The following is a 22662-nucleotide window of genomic DNA, read 5'->3' on the forward strand; positions in this document are numbered from 1 at the left end:
ACTCACTTGGTTGCGAGGGTGCGGCGGATCGCGGCGAGAGCAAGCGGGCGCATCACCGCATAGCCGGCGGGGGTCGGGTGGACGCCGTCGCTCGCCAGACCCGGCTTCATCGCGCCCTCGGGCGTGGCAAGCGCGGTGTAGTAATCGACATAGGTGAAGCCGTTCTTCGCCGCGTAGGTTTTCAACCAGCTGTTGAGCGCGCGGATCTGCGGGACCGGCTGCTTGTCCTTGCTCCACGGAAAGGCGGCGGCGGGCGGGGTCGAGGCGATGATGACCTTGATGCCGTTCGCGCGCGCCAGATCGGCCATGCTGGCGATGTTCCCCTGGACGATCGCCATGGTCGAGGCGCCGGTGTTGCCGGCGATATCATTGGTGCCCGCCATGATGTGGACCGCGCGCGGTTTCAGCGCGATCACGTCCTCGCGGAAGCGCACGAGCATCTGCGGCGTGGTCTGGCCGCTGATCCCGCGATCGACCAGTCCGCCGGTGAACAGCTGGCCGTCCGCGCCGATCCAGTTGTCGGTGATCGAATCGCCCATGAAGACCACGCGGACCGGCGTGCTCGATGCCTTCAGCTGTTCGTTCTGCGCGCGGTACCGGCACAATTGGCCGAAGTCGCGCGTGAGCATGTGAAGCTTCCATGCCTCCCACCCGGCGCCATCGGTCGGCGACGGATGCGCAGGGCAGGGGGCCGCGACGATCCCGACCGGATCGCCGGCATAGGGGTCGCCCGGGACATTGGTCTGCGCAGCCGCTGGCAACGAGACCAACGCCAACGCCGCAATGGCGATGCCGCGCATCACTTCCCCGCGCATCACTTTGCAGCGACGATCTGGACCAGCGACGCCGCATCCTGCCCGGTCGGCAGTTTGCCAGATGCGGTGAGCCTCCGGGTCTTGTCGTCCCAGCGCAGCACTGCCTTGCGCCCGCCCTTGGTGCGATAGTCGTTGGTCACGCCGTCATCGTCGTACAGCGCGAAGTTGGCATCTGCGCCGGGATAGACGCGGATGCTCTCAAGCGACTGCGCGGTCGCGGTGCTCGGCACCTGGACGCCCATCGGGATGATCGAGCCGGCGCGCACGAACAGCGGGATCTTGTCGATCGGCGCATTCGCGGTGACGGTCTGGCCGCCCGTGAAGCGCTGGTTGGTCCAGTACTCATACCATTCTGCACCGGCCGGCAGATAGACCTGGCGGCTGGTCTTGCCCTGTTCGGTGACGGGCGCGACCAGGAAGGCGGGGCCGAACATATATTCGTCGCCCATGTCGGCGACGTTGGGATCGTTCGGGAAATCCATGAACAGCGCGCGCATCATCGGCGCGTTGCTCTCATACGTGTGGCGACCGAGCGAATAGATGTACGGCATCAAGGAATACCGCAGCTTCAGGAAGTTCGCGAGGACCGGTTCGGCCGCGGTGCCGTACTGCCAGATCGCGGTGGCGGGGCGCTGACCGTGGATCCGCAATGTCGGCGTGAACACGCTGTAGCCGAACCATCGCGTGAACAGCTCGGGATAATCGGCGTAGTCGGGCGCCATCGCGGTCGCGCCGGCGGGATCGAGCAGCACGGGGCGGGTTGCCTTGGGTCCATTCGGCCATTGCCAGCCGCCGATGTCGCTGCCCCAATAGGCCATGCCGCTCGCGGTGAAGCCTAGCCCGGCCGGCACCTGCCGGTGCAGCGCCTCCCAGGTCGACTTGATGTCCGACGACCAGAACAGCCCGCCGTTGCGCTGTGCGCCGAGATAGGCCGCGCGCGACAGGATCAGGTTGCGCATCGTGGGGCGATCCTTCGCCGACCCGTCCGCCACGCTCATCGTGTGGAGCAGCGGGAAGACGTTGTGATAGCGGTCGCCCGAGCCAATCGAGTAGAAGCTGCCGTCGGGCACCAGATCTGGCTCGGTCTCGTCGAGCCAGAACCAGTCGAAGCCCTGGCTGGCGATGTTGTCGCGGATCCGGTCCCAGAACCAGTGGCGCGCATCGGGGTTGGTGCTGTCGAGCAACGCGCCCGCGCGGTCGGACCGGATCGGCAGGCCGTCGACGACGTTGCCGTCCTTGTCCTTCAGCAGCCAGCCCTTGCTCGACAGCAGGTCGAAGTAGCGCGATTCCTTTTCGAACCGCGGCCAGACGCTGATGATCGAGTGCATGCCCATCGACTTGAGCTTGTCGTTCATGCCCTTGGGATCGGGGAAATAGGTCCGGTCGATGTCGAGCTGACCCATGCGCGACCAATAGAACCAGTCGAGCACCATGATGTCGAGCGGCAGGCCGCGGCTGCGATACCCGTTGGCGACATCGAGCAGTTCCTTCTCGGTCTCGTAGCGCGCCTTGCTCTGAATGAGGCCGAACGCGGCCTTCGGCGGCAACGGCGTGGTGCCGGTCAGCGTCGCGTAGCCGGCATAGATTTCGTCGGTGGTGGCGCCGGTGATGATGAAGAACGAGACGCGCTCGCCGACCTCCGACTGCCAGTGCGTCGCGCTGTGCAGGCCGGGCGAGACGATTGTCGAGGAGGGATTGTCCCAGACGATGCCGTAACCCTTGTTGGTGACCATGAACGGTACGCAGACCGTCTCGCCCGCCGGCGCATCGTAATTGTGGCGGCAGTCGATCGTGCGGCCGCGTAAGTCGAGCTTGCCCTCCTGGTTCTGGCCGAGACCGTAATAATGCTCGTCCGCAGGCGAGGCGAAGCTGGCGCCGACGCGGAACGTCTTCTCGCCGTTGACGGTGTGCGGCGCCATTTCCCAGCCGGTCATCTGCGTCAGCATCGAGCCGTCGGGCTTGCGGATCGTCACCGACACGGGCGGCAGCGACGGCGCGAAATAGCGCTCCATCTGCGACGGCGCCTTGGGCCAGGGCTTGGCATCGACCGACAGCGACAGCGCGGCGGAGGTGAAGACGTCGGCGCCTGTGTCGTTACGATGCGTCCAGCCGGCGGCATCGGGCTTTGCGTTGGGGCCATCGCCGGGGGGCGCGTCGACCTGTCTACGGTCGGTCGCGATCGTCACGCGGACGATGTTGGGGGCATAGGCCTCGACCGAAACCAAGCTGCCGTTGCGATCGACCGTCGCGATCGGTGCGGCAAAGGCGGTGGTGCCAAGCGTGGCGAGAGCGACACCAATAGCCAACCGTGCGACCAGGCGCGACGACCAGCCCCGCGACGAGCGGTCTAGTCGTGACGTCTTGCCGGACTGATCGGACGGCTGCGTGACAACACGGGCTGGGGCAATATGCATTAAAATCCTCTCCACGGGCTTATGCCCTTACGGTAACGCGATCATGGCCGGAACGGCGATTTTGTCGTATAATTGCAGATACGGGAGATGGATCAACTGTATTTCCGTTGATCGTCGCACCCCGGGACTAGAAAACCGGCGTAGCCCGTTCGCTTTGCGCTCACGGAGAAGGATGCAGTCTTGGTTCGTATGAATAAGCTAATCGCGGGCGTGGCCCTTTCCGTGTCGTTGACCGGCGGTACCGCGTCGGCACAGACCATGACCGAGGTTCCGCGGATCGTCAGCAAGGCGGGCCGGCATGCGCTGATCGTCGACGGGGCGCCGTTCCTGATGCTGGGCGCGCAGGTCAACAACAGCAGCAACTACGCGTCCGCGCTACCGCAAGTGTGGCCGATGCTCGACCGGATCCATGCGAACACCGTCGAGATCCCGATCGCGTGGCAGCAGGTCGAGCCGGTCGAAGGAAGGTTCGACCTGAGCTTTCTCCAGACGCTGCTCGATCAGGCGCGGACGCATGACAAGCGCGTCGTGCTGCTCTGGTTCGGGACGTGGAAGAACACCTCGCCCGGCTACACGCCGGATTGGTTCAAGGCCGACAATCGCCGTTTTCCGCGGATGAAGATGAAGGACGGCACCGACCATTATGTCCATTCGCCGATGTTTCGCGCGACGCTGGAGGCGGACAAGCGCGCGTTCGTCGAGGTGATGAAATATCTGAAGACTCATGATCCGCAGAACACGGTGATCATGGTACAGCCCGAGAACGAGGTGGGCAGCTATCGCTCGCCGCGCGATTACGGTGCGCAGGCGAATGCGGTGTTTGCAAAGCCCGTGCCCGCCGCGCTGGCGAAGGCGCTGAAGAAGCCGGGCGGCAGCTGGACGCAGATGTTCGGCGCGCAGGCCGACCGCGCGTTCAACACCTGGCATACCGCGCGCTTCGTCGACGAGATCGCCGCGGCGGGCAAGGCGATCAAGCCTTTGCCGATGTACGTCAACGCGTCGCTTGCAGGGCCCTCGAACGTGCCCGATCCGACCGGCGTCGCGAGCGGCGGACCGCAACAGGACGTGCTGGATATCTGGAAGGCGGCGGCGCCTGCGATCGATTTTCAGGCGCCCGATATCTACGACCGCGATGCAGGCCATGTCGCGCTGTACCTCGACGCGTATGCGCGGCCCGACAATGCGCTGATGGTGCCCGAGATCGGCAATGCGAAGGAGTTTGCGCGGTTCTTCTATGCGGCGCTCGGGCGCGGTGCGATCGGCTATGCGCCGTTCGGCATGGATGACACGGGGTATTTCAACTATCCGCTCGGGGCGAAGGCGCTCGACGACGACACGGTCGACGCGATCGGGCTGAAATACGCAGCCCTTTCGACGATGGCGCGCGACTGGGCGAAGATCGCGTACGAGCATCCGACCTGGGGTGCAGCCAAGCCCGACGAGAGCACGGGGCCGACCGCTCCTCAGTCTACCACCATGGGGAACTGGACGATCGCCACCAGCTACGGCGAATGGCAATTCGGTCAGAAGGACTGGACCTGGATCAAGTCCGAGCCGCCAGTCTGGGCGAAGCAGCCTGTGGGAGGCGTTGCCGTCGCACATCTGTCGCCGAACGAATTCCTCGTGGTTGGCGATCACGTCCGCCTGAACTTCGGGACGGCGAAGGATGGCCCGAAGAACGGTTCGGTATTCCGCGTCGAAGAAGGTCGCGTGGTCGACGGACGATGGGTGATGAGCCGAGTGTGGAACGGCGACCAGACCGACTACGGGATCAATCTCACCACGCCGGTCATTCTCAAGGTGACTATGGGTAGTTACAAGTAACTGCGGCGGGCTCGACCGATATCAGGCAATGGGGAGGGCTCTACAGTGCTGCTCGCGATCGGTGTTCTTTCCGCGGCATTTCGACAACGGCGCTGCGGGAAAAATTTCGGCGTTCGTCGGTCGATCTTGCAGGCCAGGTATGTGACGGCGAATTTAGTCGTGTGAACAGGTGGAGCCCGACAGCAGCCCACGCCGCGGCGATAACCATGTGGGAAGCCGATTGAACAACGCCAAAGCGCTGGTATCTCCTCTTCCAGTGTCTGCGGCAAGTTCACGGACGTTGCCGGGCCGGCCCCGCGTAGCTAGCAGGCCCAGCGGGTCGGTGGTGAACGGGCCGTGCGGTTGCTCGCGCGGCCTAGAAAACCGAGGCGAGCAGGGATACGTCGCCCGGGCGTTCGTCGAGTGACGGCGTGCGCAGAATGACGCCCTTCAGTCGGTAATACAGGTCTTCGCGGAAGCTGCCGTCGGCAACGCAGGCTGCCATGTCGCGGTGGGTCGCGGCGACGATGCGGACGTCCGCGATACGCGACGCGCGCGCCCACTGGCTGGAAGCTGCCGTCGGCCAGGAAGCGGAGCAGCTTGACCGGCGTTGCTGCGGGCATTTCGCCGACTTCGTCGAGGAACAGCGTGCCGCCAGCTGCGGTCTCGACGAACCCGGGACGGTCGCTCATCGCGCCAGTGAAATTGCCCTTGAGATAGTCAAACAGCTCGCCTTCGAGCAGCTCGTGTGGAATCGCACTACAGTGGATCAGCACGAGTTTACGCTCAGCCCCCTTCGATGCTTGCGTCGACCGGCAGAATAGCGCTGCGGCGTACATCCAAGAAGGCCAAGCAACCGCTATGGATGGCGCCGATGCCGGTGAATGAGCGGTAGAGATTGGGAGAGCTGTGTCAGCAGGCGTATGTCAGCAATCGGGTCGATTCCGCAGTAAAATCTGCTGCAGCGCCCGCCTCTGCCTCGTTGTAGTTTAAGGCCTCGCCGCCTAAAGCACTGCCATATTAATGGACGTCCGGCCTCTGAAAGGATTTAACTCGGCTGAGTATCTGGGCTTGGGTCTTGCCAGCCGCGCGCCGCCAGGTAGCTCGGACTACAGTAGTGGACCTTAGTCTTTCAGCGAAGTAGCGCCCACTGACACGACGTATCGGCCCAACTGCTGTTTGCCCTGCGTTACGATCACTTCTGCGCCGAAGAACGGGCTACCATGCGAGACTTGATCCGCACCGATTGCAATCGCGCTTGAAATAGCAGACTTCCACGCCTCGATGTTATCTGATGATTCCTGCTCACCTGACTGAGTAAAGTGTTCGTTGACGATTGTGACGGTGTAGGTTGGCATGTAAGTCGCATATCAAGTACCGGTCATCCGATCGACAACCTCGATCAACCGGTTCAAATACCTTGATCATGGACACGCAGATCCCCTCCTGTTTCCGGCTAACAGGCGGCTGAGTCAGCTGCGGCGAGCTGGCGTCCAACCAAATGAACGAATGGCTGAAGCTAGGGAGCGAACATACCGCCTTAGTGCCTGAGAGTGGCTGAAGCCGTAAGGTGCTCAGCTAGTCGTGCATCACCATCCGTGTTTGCTGGGTCGGCCAAAACGCGCCCGTATCGTTTAGCGCGCGTGGAACCCATACAGACGGCTCCCCAGACGAAGCACGCCGGCACGGCGATAATTATGAACAGAAGCCAATACAGGTTGGCGGCTATTCGGATGGCCAAACATGCGATGAGGGTCCACGGTCGGAAACTCGGTGGCACCAAAGAGGTTTTTTACTACGCCCATTTGGAACCGTCGATCGCGAATAAACAAGAGTGGCTAAATGCAGCCATTTCCTGCTCGCTCCGAATAGGGTGTGTCTTTTTCATAACGCAAGCTTCACCTTTTATCCTTACGGAAACATAATGAATCTACCTTCGTCGTCTCAAGCGATGCCGCCCGCCCAGCGCTGGCATGACCGGCTGGACGCTCTGATTGCTTGGTCGACCGCGCTCTCGCGTGCTCAGGCACGCACCGTGACCACCGCAGCCGTCGTGGTCGCCGGACTCGTCGATTATGCGACCGGAGATGCCCTATGGTTCGGCCCGATCTACCTGCTGATTATCTGCATGCCCGCCTGGACCTTGGGCTGGCGTGAGGCCGCGCTGACCAGTGCCGCGTGTGTGGCGGTATCTCTCGCCGCGAACGGGCTGGAGGCTTATCCACTTGGTCAAACTGCGATCGCCTGGAACATGGCCATGCGGATCCTGGCGGTGACAATCATCATCGTGTTGATGTCCGGCACGCGCCGCTCGCACGATCGCGAATGGAACCGCGCGCGCAGCGATCCCCTGACCGGGCTTGTCAATGAGCAAGCCTTTTTCGACAATGCCACTGCGACCGCGAGGCATCGGGCATGGGGTATACTCGCCTATGTGGACCTCGACGGCTTCAAGCAGATCAACGATCGCCACGGCCATGCCGCGGGGGACGAAGCGCTACAGGCCTTTGCCAGCGGGGTGCGCGACTTGATTCGATCGGGCGACGTGTTCGCTCGCATCGGAGGCGACGAATTTCTGTTGTTTTTACCGGTCGACAGCGAAGCCGAAGGCTATGGGCTTGCCACGACGCTGCATCTACGGATGAACTGCATGCAGACGCCGTTCGCGCTGGGCTGCAGCATCGGCGCCCTGGTATTGAACCTGAGCGAAACCGCCATCCACAAGGCTCATGTAAGCCTTGCCGACCGACTGATGTACGAGGCCAAGAACGAGGGCGGCGCCATCTGGATCCGCACTGCCGGTGTGCCGGAAGGCGGCGGTTTGACGGGCGTGGCAGCGGCCCGCGATCACCGCGAGTTGTTTAGCCTTATTCCAGCCCCCACCGCCCTGCATTGACGGCCACGGGGCGTTTCGATTTGCCTGCGGACAAAGCTTAAACGTGAGCGAGCAGGCCAGGCATGCCGTGAAATGGCGTTGCGCAGATCGGGGCATGAAGCGCCTAGTTTGCAGCGCCGGGGCGGCTCACGGCACGCGTCAGCGGATGGACGGACCAAATCGACGCTGTTTGCGCCGATGTCGCGCGGACCGGCTCGCTGACGCCGTAAACCGTTTGTATCTAGACGATGCCTTCTGCCGGCATAGATCGATCAGTCCCGCCCTAATCTTGAAGCACAACGGAACAAATTACTCACGCAGGAATTAGCTTGCCCAGTTCAGACCGAACGACAGGGGATCGAAAAAATGAAGAAGGTATTCGTTATCGCGATCGCAGCCGGGCTTGTCTCGCTGTCGGCATGCAACTCCAGCCCACGCGAGCAGGCAGCCGATAACATCGAGTCCAACACCGAGGCTGTCGCAGATAACCTGGAAGACGCTGCGGACAACGTAAGCAACGACGCGGCCGAAGCGCGCCTCGAGAACAAGGCGGATGCCGTCCGTGCAACCGGTCAGAACCAAGCTGACGATATGCGGACGAACGATCCCGACACGAACCTGTCGAACGGTATCTAGTTTCACGAGACAGAACGAGCCGCTCCCAAGCACAGCTCGAACTGGAAGGGCGCCTTAGGAAACTTGGGCGCCCTTTTCGCAATTGTCTGCGGAAAAGTAACGCCACGTGCGATCAACTGGTTCAACGGAACTCCGTCTGCTGCTTCACAGACAGGGCAACCTCCGCCGTCGAAGCCCTTTGACAAAAGGGGACGATGAACGAGAGGCCTGAGTAGGGAAACAAAAGGCCGCTGCGAGCGTCCGGTAATGGGTCCCGGCCGCCCCGCACTGGCCGGGCATTTCCCCCGCCCAAAGCGGACATCCCCCTAGTAGATACGCACTTCTTAAAGCGGGCATCCGTTCAGTACGCCGGTCCCGATTTCCCATCTCCGAGCGGCAACTCCGGGAAGCCGGATGGTCCACGTTCGCCCGCCATTGGCGTTAGCACGGATTTTGGGCGGACATTCTGACGTGGGGTTCTGACACCAACACGCGCCAATTTGCGCAGCAAGCAGGAACCAATCGCCTAAAGCTCAGTCGACAGCACGACGTCATATGGGAAGTAGGCTGTCTTTCGCAGTATTAGAACAACAACGTTCGCGAGCTAGCGCTGACGATCTTTACGACTAACGGTCGGCTGATCGGCGCCGGCGATGAGTTCGTTGCAGACCTCGGCCTGACCAGCGCCTGGTGGCAGGTGTTGGCAGCGCTCCACTACTCGCCCGTTCCGTTGCCCACCGCGTCCATCGCCCGCAACACGGGTCTGACCCAGCAACCGGTGCAGCGCATTGTTGATGTGCTCGCCGAACGTGGGCTGGTCGAGTTTCAGAGCAATCTTCACCACCAACGCGCCAAGCTGGTCGTTCTCACGCCCGTCGGCCTCAAGGCGGTCACCGGCGCGGAAAACGTGGTCGCGCCCTTGGACAAGCCATTGCCAACCGGATCGGGAGCGAGCGTTTGCAGGCTGCAATCGCCATGCTCGGCGAGATGATAACCGTTATCTCTGAGCGGCGCGACGATGCCGAAGCCGCGTCAACCTCCATCCCCCACACCCCCGAAGAAACTCTCTTATGATCCTAGTCCCAGGCGCCACCGGCGGCGAGGTTTGCCGGCTGCTGAAGCATGCAGGCACATCGTTCCGTGCTGTGGCCCGCAAGCAAGAGCAGATCGACCGCTTCCATACGGATGACGTGGACGCAGTGTTCGGTCACCTCGACCGGCCGGAAACGCTGACGAACGCGATGACCGGCATCAACATGCTGTTCCTGGTCACGGCGCCGTTGGGATCTCGCCAGACAAGATCAAGAGATCGCGATCGACGTGCCGGGGGCGCTGACGCTCGATCACAGCGGCCTAATGGTGGAGGCGGCGATCGAGAGCTTAGGCATCGCGTTTGTCCCCGAGCACGTTGCCCGTGCGGGCCTGGAAAGCAAAAAGTTGGCGATCGTGCTGGAGGACTGGGCACCTGCAATCCCCGGTCTGTGCCTTTATCATCCTGGCAACCGGCACGTTCCCGCTGGGCTTCGTGCATTCATTGATATGTTGAAGACCTTCGTCTTCGATCCGGGTTTCGCTGGCAGGCAATAAGGCATCGCGGGGCAGGCCGCGTGATGAACTTGGCCGCCTGAGAACTGTCCGTATCTCCGGACATGGATCAGCCATGTTCTGCCTTCGCCAAGTCGAAGAGGTTTCGGCATTCCTCCATGCGAGGCCAGTTGTCCCGGATCCATGACGTAAAACCTTCGAGAGCGGGTAGCATGCTGGCGCCCATGCCAGTGAGTTCGTATTCGACACGTGGCGGCACTTCGGGAAAATAATGACGGCTCACCAACCCGTCGCGCTCCAGATTGCGAAGCGTCAGCGTCAGCATGCGTTGGGTTATGCCATCGATGCCGTGTTTGAGTTCAGAGAAACGAAGGCGATGGCCGCTGGCGATGGCGAGATGCGACATCACGAGAATTGTCCATTTGTCGCCAAGCCGGGAAAGCACGCCGTGCGGCGCGCAGGGGCGGAAGCGCGGGCCGTCCTTCGTCACCTCGTAAGGGCGCCCGTGAACGACATTATCCATGCGTATCATCCTTGTGCCTGACGCTGAAAAATGTGCCGTCTTCCAGCAAATCTGCATGAGTATATATGAGTAACTCACGCAAACGCACCGAGGAAATTATGTCGCACAGCAAGCAGCCGATCGTGGTTTTCGGCGCAACCGGCCAGCAGGGTGGATCCGTTGCCACCGCGCTCATAAAGGCGGATTGGCCGGTGATTGCGCTGGTGCGCGACCCGGGTTCGGCAAGGGCCGACGCGCTTCTCCAGGCGGGCGTAGAGCTTGTCCAGGGGAGCTATGCCGATACCCATGCTATCCGCACAGCCATGCGTGACGCTTACGGCGTCTTCAGCGTCCAGCAGAGTTCGCCGAGTGGAGAGTTGACTGACGACGAGGAAGTGCGCGTCGGCATTTCGGTTGCTGACCTCGCGGTTGAGGCTGGCGTTGCTCATCTGGTCTACAGTTCGGGCGCCGCAGTCAGCGACACGCCGACCGGCATGGGCCATTTCGATAGCAAAATGCGCATCGAGCAGCATATTCGCACGCTGCCGATGCGGTCGACGATCATTCGCCCGGTCGCATTCATAGACATGCTCGTCATGCCGGGCTTTGGGCTCGACACGGGGCAGTTCAATTTCTTCATGCACCCCGACCAGTCGATCCAGCTTTTGGCAGTCGAGGATATCGGCAAGTTCGTCGAACCGATCTTCGCGGATCCGCGGCGCTTCGGCGACCAGACCTTCGAAATCGCCAGCGACACCGTGACAGGCAAGGAACTGGAGGTTCTGTTCAGCGAGGCGGCGGGGCGTCCGATCAGCTACGCGCGTTTCACGGAGGAAGTTCTAGAGGGAAGCCCCTTCCTTGCTGGCCTCACGGCATTGCTTGATGCAGGGCGGCTCGCCGGTACCGCCGATCTGGACGCGCTGCGCGCCGTAAACCCGGCGATGCAATCTGTTCGGGAATGGCTTGCCGGCGCGGGCCGTGCGCCTTTCCAGAGCGCATTGGGCGCCTCGGGCTCCTGGGACTATAATCGCGGATGAGCGACGGTTCACTTTGATCCGTCCGATTGACACTTATCGGCAAGCGCCGCTTCTGCACTTGGGGTCCTGGCGGTGCGGGTGCGAAAGGTGATCTCGCTCGAGGCGGAGCGAGGCGAGGTGGCGCCGCACACCTTCCTGATCACCGTCCGGCTTCATCAGGCTTCGCTCAAAGACGGTTTTCTGCCCAAGGCAGTTGGGAATCCGTCGGTCGTCAGCGGCCAGGCTTGTTCGTTTCGAGGCAGGATGTCGGAAGCACCCCGAATGTCCGCTCCTGCCGAGATCTGGATCATGGGCATCGGGCCTGCGAACGACCGCGTCGTCTCACTTCCTGCCTATAAAGGGCGCCTTGTCGAAGCCGTAGAGCCGACATGAATTGAGGTCCGGAACTGGGAGGCGTGGAACCGCAGCCTAGCGTCCGGAACTGTGTCTTTCACGGTGCCGCGCCGCCCAGCGTAGGAGGTTAATAGCACCGATTTCGGGTGCTAGCTCCGCAAGGAACGTTGGACAGTCATGTTGCCCAACCCGTTAGCCAAGGCGTCGAACACGGTGCGGAAGCGGGCACTGGTCTTTAGATCCTCATGCATGACGATCCAAATTGGCAGGTGCAGTGCAATTGCAGGAAGAACGCGCACCAAGGCCTTGTCGCGCTGCGCGACAGCGGATTGGCACAGGCCGATGCCGAACCCTGCGCGAATAGCAGCAAGCTGGGCAAGGTTGCTGTCTGTCTTTAACGCGAAGCCGTGCCGATCAAGGGGCGGAAGCTGCTCGACCATCGCGCGCAGCGCCGGCGTTTCGGCGTCATGCCCGATCAGGTCATGGGCGGAGAGTTCTTCCATGTTGGCCGGCGTTCCACGCAGGTCTAGATAGCTTCGGTGTGCGTGAAAACCGAGTTCGACAGGCGGGAGGCGGCGCGCGAGCAAAGAGGTCTGTGTGGGCTCGGTCATGCGAACGGCGATGTCGGCCTCACGTGCGAGCAGATCGTCGACGCGATCCGATAACATCAACTCGACCACAAGTGCCGCATGGTCGCGTCGAAGCAGCGTCAGGATTGGCGGTAGATGTTCGACGGCGACGACGTCACTGGCGCTGATCCGCACCGTTCCTGTGACGCTACCCAGCGTACCGCTGGCAGTGCGCAGCAGCGCGGCGGCCGTGGTCGCCATAATCTGCGCATGCGATCGGAGAGATTGGCCAAGATCAGTGGGTTCCAGCCCGCGCTGCGACCTGACGAACAGGTCGGCGCCCAGAGCCGCCTCTAGCGCGTCGACATGACGCGCAACCGTGGGTTGCGTGAGCCCAAGGCTGCGAGCGGCGGCAGACAGCGAGCCTTCATCAAGAACGGCGAGCAACGTGCGGTAGAGGGCCCAATCAGGATCGTCGCTCATTGGTTTTTGTATAGCAGATCAACGTTCTTAGGCAATTTTCGATGTTGTTGCGACCACGTAATTCGGTCGCACGGCAACGGAGACAAAACATGAAACAGCAAATCACGGTGTTCGGATACGGGGCGGTCGGCCAGCCAATCGTCGAGAGGCTGCTGGCTCGTGGAGACCGCGTGCGTGTCGCGACGCGCCGCCTACCTGCGAACCTTCCTGCGGACGTCGAGCACATGCCATGTGACGTCCTCGACGCCGCCGATGTCCGAGCGGCGCTCGCGGGTGCCGCGCAGGCGGTTCTGGCAGTTGGCTTTGCCTACGATTCGCGGCTGTGGCGCACCGTTTGGCCGCGGGCGATGACCAACATGGTTGAGGGATGTGCGGCCGCCGGCGCGCGGTTGGTATTTATCGATAACCTCTATCAGCTCGGACCGCAGACGACGCCGCGCACGGAAGATATGCCGCTGACCACGGTCGGTGAAAAACCCGTGATCCTGGCCGAGGTGACGCGCATCTGGCAGTCGGCGCGCGGCCGCGTGCATGTGGCGGCGCTGCGCTGCACTGATTTCTATGGACCTGGCGTAACGGTGTCGCACCTTGGTGCGCTCGCCATCGGTGAAATCGCGAAGGGCAAGCCCGCGCAGATGCTGGTGCCGACCGACACGCCGCACGACTTCGCGTATGTGCCCGATATCGCCCGCGCAGCAGTGCTATTGCTGGATGCGCCGGACGAGGATTTCGATCAGGTTTGGAATATGCCTTGCGCGCCGACCCGCACGCCGCGTGCGCTGCTGGCGATGGCAGCTGCCTCTCGTGGCTGCACGTTGCGGGTGTGGGGCGTACCGCTGGCTCTGCTGCGTCCGCTGGGGTTGTTCTACCGTTTTGCCAAGGAAGTCGCCGATGTCGGCTTTACCTGGGACCGCTCTTACGTCGTCGACGGCGGCAAGTTTGCTCGCCGCTTCGTCTTCGACCCGACTCCGTTCGAGATCGGCGTGCCCGTGACCGTTCACGCTTTTGCGGGCGGTCGATCAGGAGGCTACGAGTGAGAAGAACGGAGGTAGCGACGGTTATGCAAAAATGGAAAATGGCGGGTGCGGCGGCTGTGCTGTGCGCAACCGGCGCTGCTGCCGGCGCACCACAGGTAGCGGCGCGGATGGACCTCCCCGTCCAGACGCTCGATCGAACACCGATCACTTCCCCCGTCGATCACCCGTTCCGAGGGACGATCGCGCTGGAAGTGGACGCGCGGGACGTGGCGCACAGAGTGTTCGCCGTCCGCGAACGCGTGCCGGTGCAACGCGCGGGCGCGATGACGCTGCTCTACCCGCGCTGGGAAGCGGCAAGCCACGGGCCAAGTCTCACCGTCACCGAGCTGGCCGGGCTGACGGTATCGGCGAACGGAAAACCGATCGCGTGGCGGCGGGATGCGATCGAGCCGCACGCGTTTCATCTAGAAGTTCCCGAGGATACCAAGACGATCGACGTAAGCTTCCAGATCGTCGCGGATGAAGATCGACTGTCGGCCGATGTAGTCGCCGTGGCTTGGCAGCACCTGCTGCTGTACCCGGCCGGGTGGTACGCTCGAAATATCGCGGTAGCACCGTCGGTCATGCTGCCGACGGGATTGAGCGCATTTTCGTCGCTTGACGTTGCCGATCCGGAAGAAGGCAAGCTTAGCTTTAGACCGGTTTCTCTGGAGCGGTTGCTCGACTCGCCGATCCTCGCAGGACGTCACGCCGCACGCGTGCCGCTCGCACGAGACGGCGCAGGCGCGGTAACGCTCGACCTCGTTGCAACAAAAGCCGGCGATCTTGCCGTTCCCCCCGATCGCATCGCGGATCTGCGTCGCATGGTAACGCAGGCGAGCGCGGTGTTCGGCCCGCCGCCGTTCAGCCGCTATGAGGTGCTGGCACGGATGAGCGACGACGGCTCGTCCGGCGGCACCGAGCACCGGGCGTCGGCCGAAATCGGCATGGCCTCGTCCTACTTCCGCGATTGGGCCGGGCAGCTCAACAATCGCGACATCGTCGCGCACGAGTTCGTCCATGCCTGGAACGGCCTCTACCGCGTGCCCGCGGACCTGTGGGCACCCACTCCCAATGTACCGCAAAGCGGCAGCCTGCTGTGGATGTACGAAGGCCAGACCGAGTTCTGGGCGCGCGTGCTCGCCGCTCGTTCGGGGCTGCGGAGCCGCGAGGAAACGCTCGACAAGCTTGCGCTCGATGCGGCCGAGGTCGTCAATCGACCGGGACGCGCGTGGCGGTCGCTGTCGGACGACGTGAACTACCCTTCATTCATGCTTCGCCAATCAGTCCCTTGGCGCGACTGGCAGCGGCGCAAGGATTACTACCTGGAAGGCGTGATGCTGTGGCTCGACATCGATGCGCTGTTACGCGAACAGACCCACGGGCGCCGTGGAACCGATGATTTCGCGCGAGATTTCTTCGCCGGTGCCTCGGCGGAGCATCCCGTTCGCACCTATACCTTCGGCGACCTCTGCACTGCGCTGCACCGCGTTGCGCCGTTCGACTGGCCCGGCTTCCTCAAGCGCTGGATCGAAGGCCATGGGGAAATGGACCCGTCCGAAGGGCTCGAGCGGCATGGATGGCGTCTCATCTATGATGCAGAGCCGACGCTAACATTCCAGCAGAACGAGCAGGAACTCGGCGGAGCGGACCTTTCATACTCGATCGGCCTGACGGTTGCAGATGACGGGAAGGTGCGCGCGGTGAATTGGGCCGGGCCGGCGTTCCGCGCAGGGATGGCTCCCGGCGATCGCATTACGGCGGTCACGGGGGCGCCGTACACACGTGGCGCGCTCCAAGATGCAGTACGGAATACTCCAGCGAACCCGATTGCGCTCACCTGGCAGCACGACGGACGCTCCGTGACACGAACGATCGATTATCGTGGCGGACTGCGATACCCCCACCTGACACGTGTCGCCGGGCGTCGGGATGGGCTGACGGCGCTGCTCGCCGCGCGATGAGCATGTGTGTGCCACCCTCGGGGCCATGATCACCACCAGGCTACGACCTCCGGTGCGCTGCTCGATCTCCCGTGCAACGGCGCACCACGGCCGTGGACAGAACCACTCCCCGAAACGGTCGATCATCGTCCGCAGACATCCTCCACGGAGGCGGCGATGCGGCGCTCGACGCTGAGTTCACGGATATCGCTCACCGATTTTCTCCTCGGCAAAGTAGATTTGCGAATGCACGAGCCGCTCAGCGAGCAACAATTACCACGTCAGCCTCGGTTCCAGTTGCCCCAGCTTCACCGTAGCAGTGTGGATTGCTCGTCGGGCCGGAGGTGCACAAGCAGCTTGGAATCGTCCCAGAGCGTTGAGCCTCGCGCCTTATCGTAGGACATCGCCGATGATCGTGTTTCGGTCAGCCGACCGTCGTTTGACTGAAGATACTTACCTGAGGATTCTGCGAACGCGGGATCGGCAGCGAGACGCGCAAGCGAGGCTCCCGAGAATTCAATACTGCCCATCGTTATGCCAAGGCGTTTCTGCAATCGATAGAAGAAAGGCCTTCTCGACAGCCATCGGAGCGGCGCAGGCATGGCACGCAGGAACCCGGTGCCAGCGGTGCTGCCGGGATCGAACGCGATAGAAGTGATCGCGCTTCCCGACCGCCTCAGGCGCCTGTCGAGCTCGTAGGCCGTAAGAACATTGCACAGCTTCGATGTGGAATACCGTTTTCCACCCGAGATGGGCTTGCGACCTTCCTTGCCCTCGTTCGCGAGCATCACCGCGTCGGGCTCGCTCGCCACGCCGACAAGCTTTCCGTCGACCGTATCGGGATCATGCGTGCCGCTGGCTGTGAACACCACGCGGCCACTCGCGGCCACCCGGTCGATCAGCAGTTCCAGCAAAAGGACGTGACCCAGGTGATTGGTGGCGAAAGTCTCCTCGTAACCGTCCACCGAATAGTTGAGGCCTCGTATGCGGGTGCCGGCATTGCAAAGAATGGCCTGAAGAGAGTCGACCGCCCCGTCGTCCAGCAACGCACGACATCTGGCAGCCGCCGCCCGGACCGACGCCAATGACGATGTGTCGAGCTCAAGGGTATTCACCTTGACGCCGTAGGTCCTCGCCAGTTCCAGCGCGACTGGTTCCATGCGTTCCAGGCTGCGCCCGGCGAGCAGGAGATTGGTACGATACTGCGCGGCAAGGTTTTTGCTGCACGCCAGCCCAATCCCGCCATGGCCGCCCGTGATCAAAATCGTTGGCATGCCTGCGTTTCCTTTTTCCGGTGGCGATCAGTGTGCCGCTGCGGCCGTGGTTGCGAACCCGAGAAACTCGATGGCGAGGTGGAGCTTGTGCCCCTCGACCATTTCCTTGGGTGCTGCGGCGGGAAAACAGCAGCCCGCCTTCACGGCGAGCCCGCTCTTGATCGGCTTCATTTGCATGAAGGCGGGGGCGTTGGCGTTCGTGCCGTCAACGAGGGTCGCGACCGCGCCGAACGCGAACGGATATGTCTCGTCCCGCTCGATAGGCACCACGAGATCGGGAACAGGTGAGAGACGCATCTCCGATGGCCCACCATACATACCGAAGATCTCGACACCTTGCAGCGTCTCGCCATGCTTCGTGATGAAGAAATGGTCGGGATGCAGGGCAGGGTAGTCCGCAAGGAACGGCGTCTGCGTCTTCATGTCTTCGACGAACGCTTCGAAGGAAATGCCGGTGATCTCGATTTCGGCGACGCACGCCTGCAACGGCAATCCGTCCGATGCGGCGTCCATGTCGCGCCATCGCCGGTCGGAGGCCAGCAATTGCTGCTTGAACATCATTCTGATGTCGTCGGCAGTGAGCGATCGGCGCACGGCGACCGAAACGGCGAAAGCTTCGTCGGCCCCAAGAAGGTTGATGTCGTCATGGGACAGGGTCCGGCCGTCGATCGCGACTTCGGCACCCGCCCGCTTCAACTCGTGCAGGACGTGGATGTCGCGGTGATAGCGGATCGTCTGCAGCAGACCGCGCGAATAGGGCTGGCCGTCGATGCGGCATCGAAAGGTGAAGTCGCGCACGCTGTCACCCTTCCGCATCGATGCTGATCACGCTTGCGGAACCCGCACCCGCCTCGGCCAGCTCCGCCTCAGCCAGCCCCGCCTCGACCAGCCAAGCCTCGGCGTCCGCGCCTGCAGCGATCCGAAACGGCGCGGCAGGATCGGTCGCAACCGTCCAGATCGCTTCCGCGACATCGGAGGCATGCGTCATCGGACCCGAATGGGCCTGCATGCCGGTCAAGATCCGCTCGACCAACTGTCCATAGGCGGGATCGTCGCGACCCCGCAGATGCGCGAACGCATTTGTCCCGAACCGAGTCTCCGGCGCTCGCCCGGGATACACCAGATGGACGCGCACGCCGAAGGACTTCACTTCCTCGGCAAGCGATTCGGTCAGGGCGTTCACCGCAGCCTTGCTGGCGCGGTACACGCCGACGAGCGGCAGTGGCCTGAGCGTCGCGGACGAGCTGACGTTGATGATGACGCCCGAACGACGCTGCCGGAAGGCCGGGAGCACGGCCTGGATCATCAGGAGCGTGCCAAGGGTATTGGTCTCGAACAAGGCGTGCGCCGTCGTCAGCTCGGTCAGTTCGATCGGTGACGGTACCCCGAAGCCGGCGTTGTTCACGAGGACGTCGATCGGCCCCGCTTCCTCGACGGCGCGGGCGATGCTCGTGGGATCGGTCACGTCGAGCTGTAGCGTGCGCAGAGTCTTCGACGGCGGCAGGGCGTTGTCGTCGGGTGAACGCATCGTCGCCACGACTTCCCAGCCGCGATCGAGAAACAGTCGGGCGGTTTCCAGACCGAAGCCCGACGAGCCGCCGGTGATGAGGATGGTTGGCATGCTTACTCCAATGCTTGTCGTCGCAGTGGATCTAGCCGATACCATCAAGACGCGGTACGTTTCTGCGTCGCTCAAAAGTTGGTATAAGTCCTGTTATGACCGTCGATCCGTTAGCCGAAGTCGTCACGCTGCTCCAACCGACGATCCGCTTCTCGAAGCTTGTGGAATATGCCGGCAGGTGGAAAATCTACCGTGCGGGCACGGGCGATTCCTTCTATTGCGCAGTACTGGACGGGCGGTGCCGCATGACGGTGGACGGGCAGGCGCCAATGCTTCTGCAGGCAGGAGATTTCGTGCTGGTGCCCGCGATGCACGCCATCATCAGCGAGAGCCTGGACGCGCCTCCGGTCGAGACCACCACAGAGCCGGTCGAGATCGCCGAGGGATGCTTTCGTGTCGGCAGCGTCGATGCGCCGGCAGACCTCACGATGCGGATCGGGCATTGTCGCTTCGCTTCGCCGGATGCGGATCTGCTCGTGCGCCTGCTCCCCCGCGTCATCCTTGCGCGCGGCGAGCCACGGCTTGCGACCCTGATGCAGTTGGTGGGGGAGGAAACCTTCGCACGGCGCCCGGCGCGCGAAGTCGTCCTCGAACGGCTGCTCGAACTGGTGCTCATCGAAGCGGTGCGAAGCGGGGACGCGACGATGTCGGCGCCCGGCCTGGTGCAAGGGCTAGCCGACCGGCGTCTCGCGGCCGCGCTGCGCGCCCTCCACGCGCGCCCGGAACGTCCCTGGACGGTCGCGGACCTTGCCGACGAGGCCGCGTTGTCGCGCTCCGCCTTCTTCGCCCGCTTCAGCCGGATCGTTGGCTTGCCGCCGATGGAATATCTTCTGGCCTGGCGAATGGCGCTGGCCAAGCGCCTGCTGGGCGATCGCGAACTCGGGGTGGACCAGGTTGCCGAACGCGTCGGCTACAGTTCGGCAAGCACCTTCAGCGTCGCCTTCAGCCGACATACCGGTCTGTCTCCGGCCCGCTATGGTCGGGCGCGCAAGGCAGTTTAAGGCGCGCTTAGAATGCGACATCGTCGAAATGCTCGGGCGAGGTGGTGTGCAGGATCGCGCAATTCAGGCTGCCGACGTCGCGCGTTGCCAGCGGGCGGCGCACACGGTCACGCTCGATCCAGGCACGGTCGCGATCTGCCCAGGAGCGTTCGCGCGTAAAGGGCTGGCTCATCATCCCCAGCTTGGCACGTCCGTCGACCGTCGCCCGATCAACGTCCCCCAGACGCGTAGACCGCAAATGAACGGGCGTGTGCCGTCGACCGGATCGAGCACCCATTGAAAGCGCCCGCTCCCCGTCAGTCCGAGTTCCTCGCCGAGAATGGCATGATCGGGGAAACACGCACCAATTTCGGCGCCGATCGCTACCTCCGCCGCACGGTCCGCCTCGGTCACTGCGTAGAAGGTGTAACCCTCCTCCACTTTGATATCGACTGCGATGTCGGCGCGGTAGCGGGGCATCGTCTCGGCATCGGCAAGATCGGCGAGGCGATGAAGGAAGGCGACGTTGGGACGGATCATGACGTGCGCCCGCCAGAGGTCGCAGCCTTCGCGCAGAACGGCACGAGACACAGAAGCGCGGTGAGCAGCCAGAAAGCAGCGGGGAGGCCGATGATTTGCGCGATAAAGCCGATCCCGGCAGGACCTGCGAGGATGCCGGCGTAACCGATGGTCGTGATCGAGGCGATCGCAAGGCCCGCCGGCATGACGCTTTGCGCACCGGCTTGGCGGAACAGGATCGGCACGATGTTCGAAGCGCCTAGACCGATAAGCAGGAACCAGTCCTTGGCGCACGAGCGTATCGAGCGCGTCGAGGCTTTCCTCGATCGGCGTCACCGTGTCGATGTTGTGAAGCTGATAGAGGTCGATATGGTTGACCTGCAGGCGTTTCAGGCTTGCCCTGACGCTGTCGAAAATGTGTGCGCGGGAATTCCCGGCATCGTTCGGACCGGTTCCCATCGGTCCGCATACCTTGGTGGCGATCACGACATCTTCGCGGCGCACCCCCAAGTTGCTCAACGACTGACCGATGATCTCTTCCGACGCGCCGGCCGAGTAGATATCCGCGGTGTCGATAAAGTTGATGCCGTGGTCCAGTGCGCGGGCGATCAGCGCCTGGGCATCGTCGAGTTGCACGTTGCCCATGTTCGCCCAGACGCCCCGACCGCCGAAGGTCATGGTGCCAAGGCAGAGTTCGGAGACGAACAGACCAGTATTGCCCAAGGTCTTGTACTTCATGAGGCGTATCCTTCGTGTGGGACGTTGGCGGGCGCGATGGGGGTCAGCGGCGTCGCAAGCATGTCGGCGATGCGTCGGTTGGCCATCAGATAGGCAAGGCCCGTGAGGACGCTTGCGACGGGAACGATCAGCAGGCCGAACGAGAGACCATGAGGGACCTGCGCTGCCGCCGCGGCGTCGCTCATCATGCCGACGAACAAGGGCCCGAGTGCGGGGCCGAGCAGGCTGGAGCCGATCATGCCCAGGCTGGACGCCATGCCCTCGTTACCCTTGCCCGCGACGAGATGGCTCGCGCCGAACGTCCAGGGTAGCAGAAACGAGAAGGACAGCATGGTCGGCACCATCAAGGCGATGGAGAGCCATCCCACGGATGTGAACAACGCGCCGCTCATCGTCACGCTGGCGATCAGGAACAGTATCGCGGGCGGACCGAGCACGCGACCATGCCCGGCGCGAACCAGTCGGTCGAACCAGCGTCCGCCACCAAGCGTACCGAGGATACCCATCAGCCCTTGGAGAAGACCGAAGGCAAGCCCCGCTTGACTGGCGCTGAAGCCGTGGGTGCGCATGAGGAAGGGCGCGGCGAAAGCGTAAAAGGGCGCGCCGGCAAATCCGGCAGCAACCGCGCCGACGAACAGCCAGCGGAAGCTCCGGGACGACAGCAAGCGCATGCTCGAACGGAGAAAAGGCTCTCGATTGACCGCAACGGTTTTCAAGGTTGGGGTCGGTCCTGCGACGCTTAGTACCAGTACTGCGATCAGCCCACCGATCGCACCGGCACCGAGCAGCACGGTCTGCCACCCCAACGTATCGCCGAGCGCGCCGCCGACGGCGAAGCCGGTCATCGTGCCAAGCGGAATGCCCATCGAAAAGATGCCGATGGCGAGGCCGCGACGTTCGGGCCTGATCTTGCGAGCGATCAGCGCGTGCGCGGATGGCGTTGCGCCGGCCTCGCCGAATGCGACGCCGAACCGCGTAAAGGCCAGAAATAGAAAGCTGGCGGCGAAGCCGCCCAGCGCCGTCATCGCGCTCCAGATTGCAACGCAGCATACCAAGACGAGACGGGGCGAGCCACGATCGGACGCGCGCGCCAGCGGCAGCGACAACAGCGCATAGCAGACCGCGAACGCCATGCCTGTCAGCAAACCAATCTGCGTATCGCTGAGTGAAAGGTCGGCCTTGATGGACTCGGCAAGAATGAAGGGAAGTATTCGGTCGATCTGGCTGAATGCGCTGACAAGAAACAATGCTACCAAGAGAAGCGCTATCTGCACTCCGTCGAAATATTCATCGGGGATAATATTTCGGGCATGAACGCGGTGGTTTTCGGCGCATGGTGACGAAGCTGCGATTACTATCATGTCCGTCGCTCCCCTCGCTTTGATTGTAACCAGCGCGCTAGAGTGAATGATCGATGGTCAGAATGCCGGAAACCGGGAAAATCTTGCCTTTTCCAACAGGTGGCCCGACGCGAATTCGTGCCGACCGCAAAGCGGTAGTTCGTCGCCATGACGAAGATTCCGGCAACGCTCAGCGGGGTGGCGAGCATCGGATGTCGCCAAGCGGCTCGTCGGTCATCG

The 22662-nt window shown here is 62.8% G+C and carries 21 protein-coding genes and 3 pseudogenes; 11 read left to right on the forward strand and 13 right to left on the reverse strand.

Annotated features, from left to right (window positions below; translation table 11 throughout):
• Positions 1 to 2 precede the first annotated feature (2 nt).
• A complete protein-coding gene (locus C8J25_RS06800; RefSeq protein ID WP_208622541.1) occupies positions 3 to 800 on the reverse strand; it encodes an SGNH/GDSL hydrolase family protein in 798 nt (265 codons plus the stop codon).
• A gap of 14 nt (positions 801 to 814) precedes the next feature.
• Positions 815 to 3229: a glycoside hydrolase family 31 protein gene (locus C8J25_RS06805; RefSeq protein WP_107953539.1), complete on the reverse strand. Its 2415-nt coding sequence runs from the start codon at positions 3227 to 3229 to the stop codon at positions 815 to 817.
• A 189-nt stretch (positions 3230 to 3418) separates the two neighbouring features.
• Here C8J25_RS06805 and C8J25_RS06810 point away from each other — a divergent pair, with 189 nt between their 5' ends.
• Positions 3419 to 5053 carry a DUF5597 domain-containing protein gene (locus tag C8J25_RS06810; protein WP_107953541.1) on the forward strand — a complete coding sequence of 545 codons (1635 nt, stop codon included), beginning with the start codon at positions 3419 to 3421 and terminating at the stop codon, positions 5051 to 5053.
• Positions 5054 to 5408: 355 nt separating this feature from the next.
• Here the strand turns inward: C8J25_RS06810 and C8J25_RS21280 are convergent, their stop codons facing one another.
• The 3 genes and pseudogenes from C8J25_RS21280 to C8J25_RS06820 all read right to left on the reverse strand — a co-directional run bounded on the left by C8J25_RS21280 (position 5409) and on the right by C8J25_RS06820 (position 6390).
• Complete coding sequence (locus C8J25_RS21280) at positions 5409 to 5537, reverse strand: hypothetical protein (protein WP_279628738.1); 129 nt, start codon at positions 5535 to 5537, stop codon at positions 5409 to 5411.
• A gap of 106 nt (positions 5538 to 5643) precedes the next feature.
• Positions 5644 to 5871: pseudogene (locus C8J25_RS21285) on the reverse strand (sigma 54-interacting transcriptional regulator); the annotation flags it as partial.
• 285 nt (positions 5872 to 6156) lie between these two features.
• On the reverse strand, positions 6157 to 6390 hold the full coding sequence (locus C8J25_RS06820; RefSeq protein WP_107953543.1) for a hypothetical protein: 234 nt from the start codon (positions 6388 to 6390) through the stop codon (positions 6157 to 6159).
• Between the two features lie 566 nt (positions 6391 to 6956).
• Between C8J25_RS06820 and C8J25_RS21290 the strand changes: the two genes are divergently transcribed.
• The 5 genes and pseudogenes from C8J25_RS21290 to C8J25_RS21080 all read left to right on the forward strand — a co-directional run.
• Positions 6957 to 7928: a GGDEF domain-containing protein gene (locus tag C8J25_RS21290; RefSeq protein ID WP_107953545.1), complete on the forward strand. Its 972-nt coding sequence runs from the start codon at positions 6957 to 6959 to the stop codon at positions 7926 to 7928.
• 345 nt (positions 7929 to 8273) lie between these two features.
• Complete coding sequence (locus C8J25_RS06830) at positions 8274 to 8543, forward strand: hypothetical protein (protein ID WP_107953548.1); 270 nt, start codon at positions 8274 to 8276, stop codon at positions 8541 to 8543.
• A 655-nt stretch (positions 8544 to 9198) separates the two neighbouring features.
• On the forward strand, positions 9199 to 9513 hold the full coding sequence (locus tag C8J25_RS20905; RefSeq protein ID WP_279628745.1) for a MarR family winged helix-turn-helix transcriptional regulator: 315 nt from the start codon (positions 9199 to 9201) through the stop codon (positions 9511 to 9513).
• 79 nt (positions 9514 to 9592) lie between these two features.
• A pseudogene (locus C8J25_RS21370) lies at positions 9593 to 9808 on the forward strand (NAD(P)H-binding protein); the annotation flags it as partial.
• Positions 9804 to 10109, forward strand: a pseudogene (locus C8J25_RS21080) (LysR substrate-binding domain-containing protein); the annotation flags it as partial. The pseudogenes C8J25_RS21370 and C8J25_RS21080, both read left to right, overlap by 5 nt.
• Positions 10110 to 10176: 67 nt before the next feature.
• Here C8J25_RS21080 and C8J25_RS06850 read toward each other — a convergent pair.
• Positions 10177 to 10590 carry a winged helix-turn-helix transcriptional regulator gene (locus C8J25_RS06850; protein WP_107953555.1) on the reverse strand — a complete coding sequence of 138 codons (414 nt, stop codon included), beginning with the start codon at positions 10588 to 10590 and terminating at the stop codon, positions 10177 to 10179.
• Between the two features lie 65 nt (positions 10591 to 10655).
• Between C8J25_RS06850 and C8J25_RS06855 the strand changes: the two genes are divergently transcribed.
• The gene (locus C8J25_RS06855) at positions 10656 to 11606 is read left to right on the forward strand and encodes an NmrA/HSCARG family protein (protein ID WP_208622544.1); all 951 of its coding nucleotides are present in this window, start codon (positions 10656 to 10658) and stop codon (positions 11604 to 11606) included.
• Positions 11607 to 11693: 87 nt separating this feature from the next.
• Positions 11694 to 11978, forward strand: coding sequence for a hypothetical protein (locus C8J25_RS06860; RefSeq protein WP_146173308.1), 285 nt, complete (start codon positions 11694 to 11696; stop codon positions 11976 to 11978).
• A gap of 110 nt (positions 11979 to 12088) precedes the next feature.
• On the opposite strand, the gene C8J25_RS06865 is transcribed toward C8J25_RS06860, so the two are convergent.
• The gene (locus C8J25_RS06865; RefSeq protein ID WP_107953561.1) at positions 12089 to 12991 is read right to left on the reverse strand and encodes a LysR family transcriptional regulator; all 903 of its coding nucleotides are present in this window, start codon (positions 12989 to 12991) and stop codon (positions 12089 to 12091) included.
• An 89-nt stretch (positions 12992 to 13080) separates the two neighbouring features.
• Here C8J25_RS06865 and C8J25_RS06870 point away from each other — a divergent pair, with 89 nt between their 5' ends.
• Together C8J25_RS06870 and C8J25_RS06875 are read left to right on the forward strand one after the other, a co-directional pair.
• Positions 13081 to 14028: an NAD-dependent epimerase/dehydratase family protein gene (locus tag C8J25_RS06870; RefSeq protein ID WP_107953564.1), complete on the forward strand. Its 948-nt coding sequence runs from the start codon at positions 13081 to 13083 to the stop codon at positions 14026 to 14028.
• A gap of 23 nt (positions 14029 to 14051) precedes the next feature.
• A complete protein-coding gene (locus C8J25_RS06875) occupies positions 14052 to 15971 on the forward strand; it encodes a M61 family metallopeptidase (protein WP_107953566.1) in 1920 nt (639 codons plus the stop codon).
• Between the two features lie 287 nt (positions 15972 to 16258).
• Here C8J25_RS06875 and C8J25_RS06880 read toward each other — a convergent pair whose 3' ends face one another.
• From C8J25_RS06880 to C8J25_RS06890, 3 genes are read right to left on the reverse strand one after another with little or no spacing between them, the layout of a single operon-like run.
• On the reverse strand, positions 16259 to 17224 hold the full coding sequence (locus C8J25_RS06880; RefSeq protein WP_107953568.1) for an SDR family NAD(P)-dependent oxidoreductase: 966 nt from the start codon (positions 17222 to 17224) through the stop codon (positions 16259 to 16261).
• A gap of 27 nt (positions 17225 to 17251) precedes the next feature.
• Complete coding sequence (locus C8J25_RS06885; protein ID WP_146173309.1) at positions 17252 to 18022, reverse strand: hypothetical protein; 771 nt, start codon at positions 18020 to 18022, stop codon at positions 17252 to 17254.
• A 4-nt stretch (positions 18023 to 18026) separates the two neighbouring features.
• The gene (locus tag C8J25_RS06890) at positions 18027 to 18845 is read right to left on the reverse strand and encodes an SDR family oxidoreductase (RefSeq protein WP_107953573.1); all 819 of its coding nucleotides are present in this window, start codon (positions 18843 to 18845) and stop codon (positions 18027 to 18029) included.
• Positions 18846 to 18940: 95 nt separating this feature from the next.
• On the opposite strand from C8J25_RS06890, the gene C8J25_RS06895 reads away from it, so the two are divergent.
• On the forward strand, positions 18941 to 19846 hold the full coding sequence (locus tag C8J25_RS06895) for an AraC family transcriptional regulator (RefSeq protein ID WP_107953575.1): 906 nt from the start codon (positions 18941 to 18943) through the stop codon (positions 19844 to 19846).
• Positions 19847 to 19853: 7 nt separating this feature from the next.
• On the opposite strand, the gene C8J25_RS20915 is transcribed toward C8J25_RS06895, so the two are convergent.
• The 3 genes from C8J25_RS20915 to C8J25_RS06915 are packed head-to-tail and all read right to left on the reverse strand — an operon-like array spanning position 19854 to position 22338.
• Entirely contained in the window at positions 19854 to 20018 is a 165-nt protein-coding gene (locus tag C8J25_RS20915) for a hypothetical protein (RefSeq protein ID WP_208622545.1), read from the reverse strand.
• Entirely contained in the window at positions 20018 to 21082 is a 1065-nt protein-coding gene (locus C8J25_RS20920; RefSeq protein WP_244186853.1) for an aldo/keto reductase, read from the reverse strand. Before C8J25_RS20920 ends, C8J25_RS20915 begins: the two co-directional genes overlap by 1 nt.
• Entirely contained in the window at positions 21079 to 22338 is a 1260-nt protein-coding gene (locus C8J25_RS06915; RefSeq protein ID WP_244186854.1) for an MFS transporter, read from the reverse strand. The genes C8J25_RS20920 and C8J25_RS06915 overlap by 4 nt, the downstream gene beginning before the upstream one ends.
• Between the last annotated feature and the right edge of the window lie 324 nt (positions 22339 to 22662).

Origin of the sequence: Sphingomonas faeni, assembly GCF_003053745.1 — a bacterium.
In the GTDB taxonomy this organism is placed as follows: Bacteria; Pseudomonadota; Alphaproteobacteria; order Sphingomonadales; family Sphingomonadaceae; genus Sphingomonas; species Sphingomonas faeni.

What these genes read in the sequence shown, in the direction of transcription:
- C8J25_RS06850 (WP_107953555.1), bottom strand. Translation starts at nt 10,590, where the DNA reads ATGGATAATGTCGTTCACGGGCGCCCTTACGAGGTGACGAAGGACGGC.
- C8J25_RS06820 (WP_107953543.1), bottom strand. Translation starts at nt 6,390, where the DNA reads ATGCCAACCTACACCGTCACAATCGTCAACGAACACTTTACTCAGTCA.
- C8J25_RS06855 (WP_208622544.1), top strand. Translation starts at nt 10,656, where the DNA reads ATGAGTAACTCACGCAAACGCACCGAGGAAATTATGTCGCACAGCAAG.
- C8J25_RS06805 (WP_107953539.1), bottom strand. Translation starts at nt 3,229, where the DNA reads ATGCATATTGCCCCAGCCCGTGTTGTCACGCAGCCGTCCGATCAGTCC.
- C8J25_RS20915 (WP_208622545.1), bottom strand. Translation starts at nt 20,018, where the DNA reads ATGAGCCAGCCCTTTACGCGCGAACGCTCCTGGGCAGATCGCGACCGT.
- C8J25_RS06870 (WP_107953564.1), top strand. Translation starts at nt 13,081, where the DNA reads ATGAAACAGCAAATCACGGTGTTCGGATACGGGGCGGTCGGCCAGCCA.
- C8J25_RS06800 (WP_208622541.1), bottom strand. Translation starts at nt 800, where the DNA reads ATGCGCGGCATCGCCATTGCGGCGTTGGCGTTGGTCTCGTTGCCAGCG.
- C8J25_RS06875 (WP_107953566.1), top strand. Translation starts at nt 14,052, where the DNA reads ATGCAAAAATGGAAAATGGCGGGTGCGGCGGCTGTGCTGTGCGCAACC.
- C8J25_RS21290 (WP_107953545.1), top strand. Translation starts at nt 6,957, where the DNA reads ATGAATCTACCTTCGTCGTCTCAAGCGATGCCGCCCGCCCAGCGCTGG.
- C8J25_RS06880 (WP_107953568.1), bottom strand. Translation starts at nt 17,224, where the DNA reads ATGCCAACGATTTTGATCACGGGCGGCCATGGCGGGATTGGGCTGGCG.
- C8J25_RS06830 (WP_107953548.1), top strand. Translation starts at nt 8,274, where the DNA reads ATGAAGAAGGTATTCGTTATCGCGATCGCAGCCGGGCTTGTCTCGCTG.
- C8J25_RS06890 (WP_107953573.1), bottom strand. Translation starts at nt 18,845, where the DNA reads ATGCCAACCATCCTCATCACCGGCGGCTCGTCGGGCTTCGGTCTGGAA.
- C8J25_RS06895 (WP_107953575.1), top strand. Translation starts at nt 18,941, where the DNA reads ATGACCGTCGATCCGTTAGCCGAAGTCGTCACGCTGCTCCAACCGACG.
- C8J25_RS06865 (WP_107953561.1), bottom strand. Translation starts at nt 12,991, where the DNA reads ATGAGCGACGATCCTGATTGGGCCCTCTACCGCACGTTGCTCGCCGTT.
- C8J25_RS06810 (WP_107953541.1), top strand. Translation starts at nt 3,419, where the DNA reads ATGAATAAGCTAATCGCGGGCGTGGCCCTTTCCGTGTCGTTGACCGGC.
- C8J25_RS20920 (WP_244186853.1), bottom strand. Translation starts at nt 21,082, where the DNA reads ATGAAGTACAAGACCTTGGGCAATACTGGTCTGTTCGTCTCCGAACTC.
- C8J25_RS21280 (WP_279628738.1), bottom strand. Translation starts at nt 5,537, where the DNA reads ATGGCAGCCTGCGTTGCCGACGGCAGCTTCCGCGAAGACCTGTATTAC.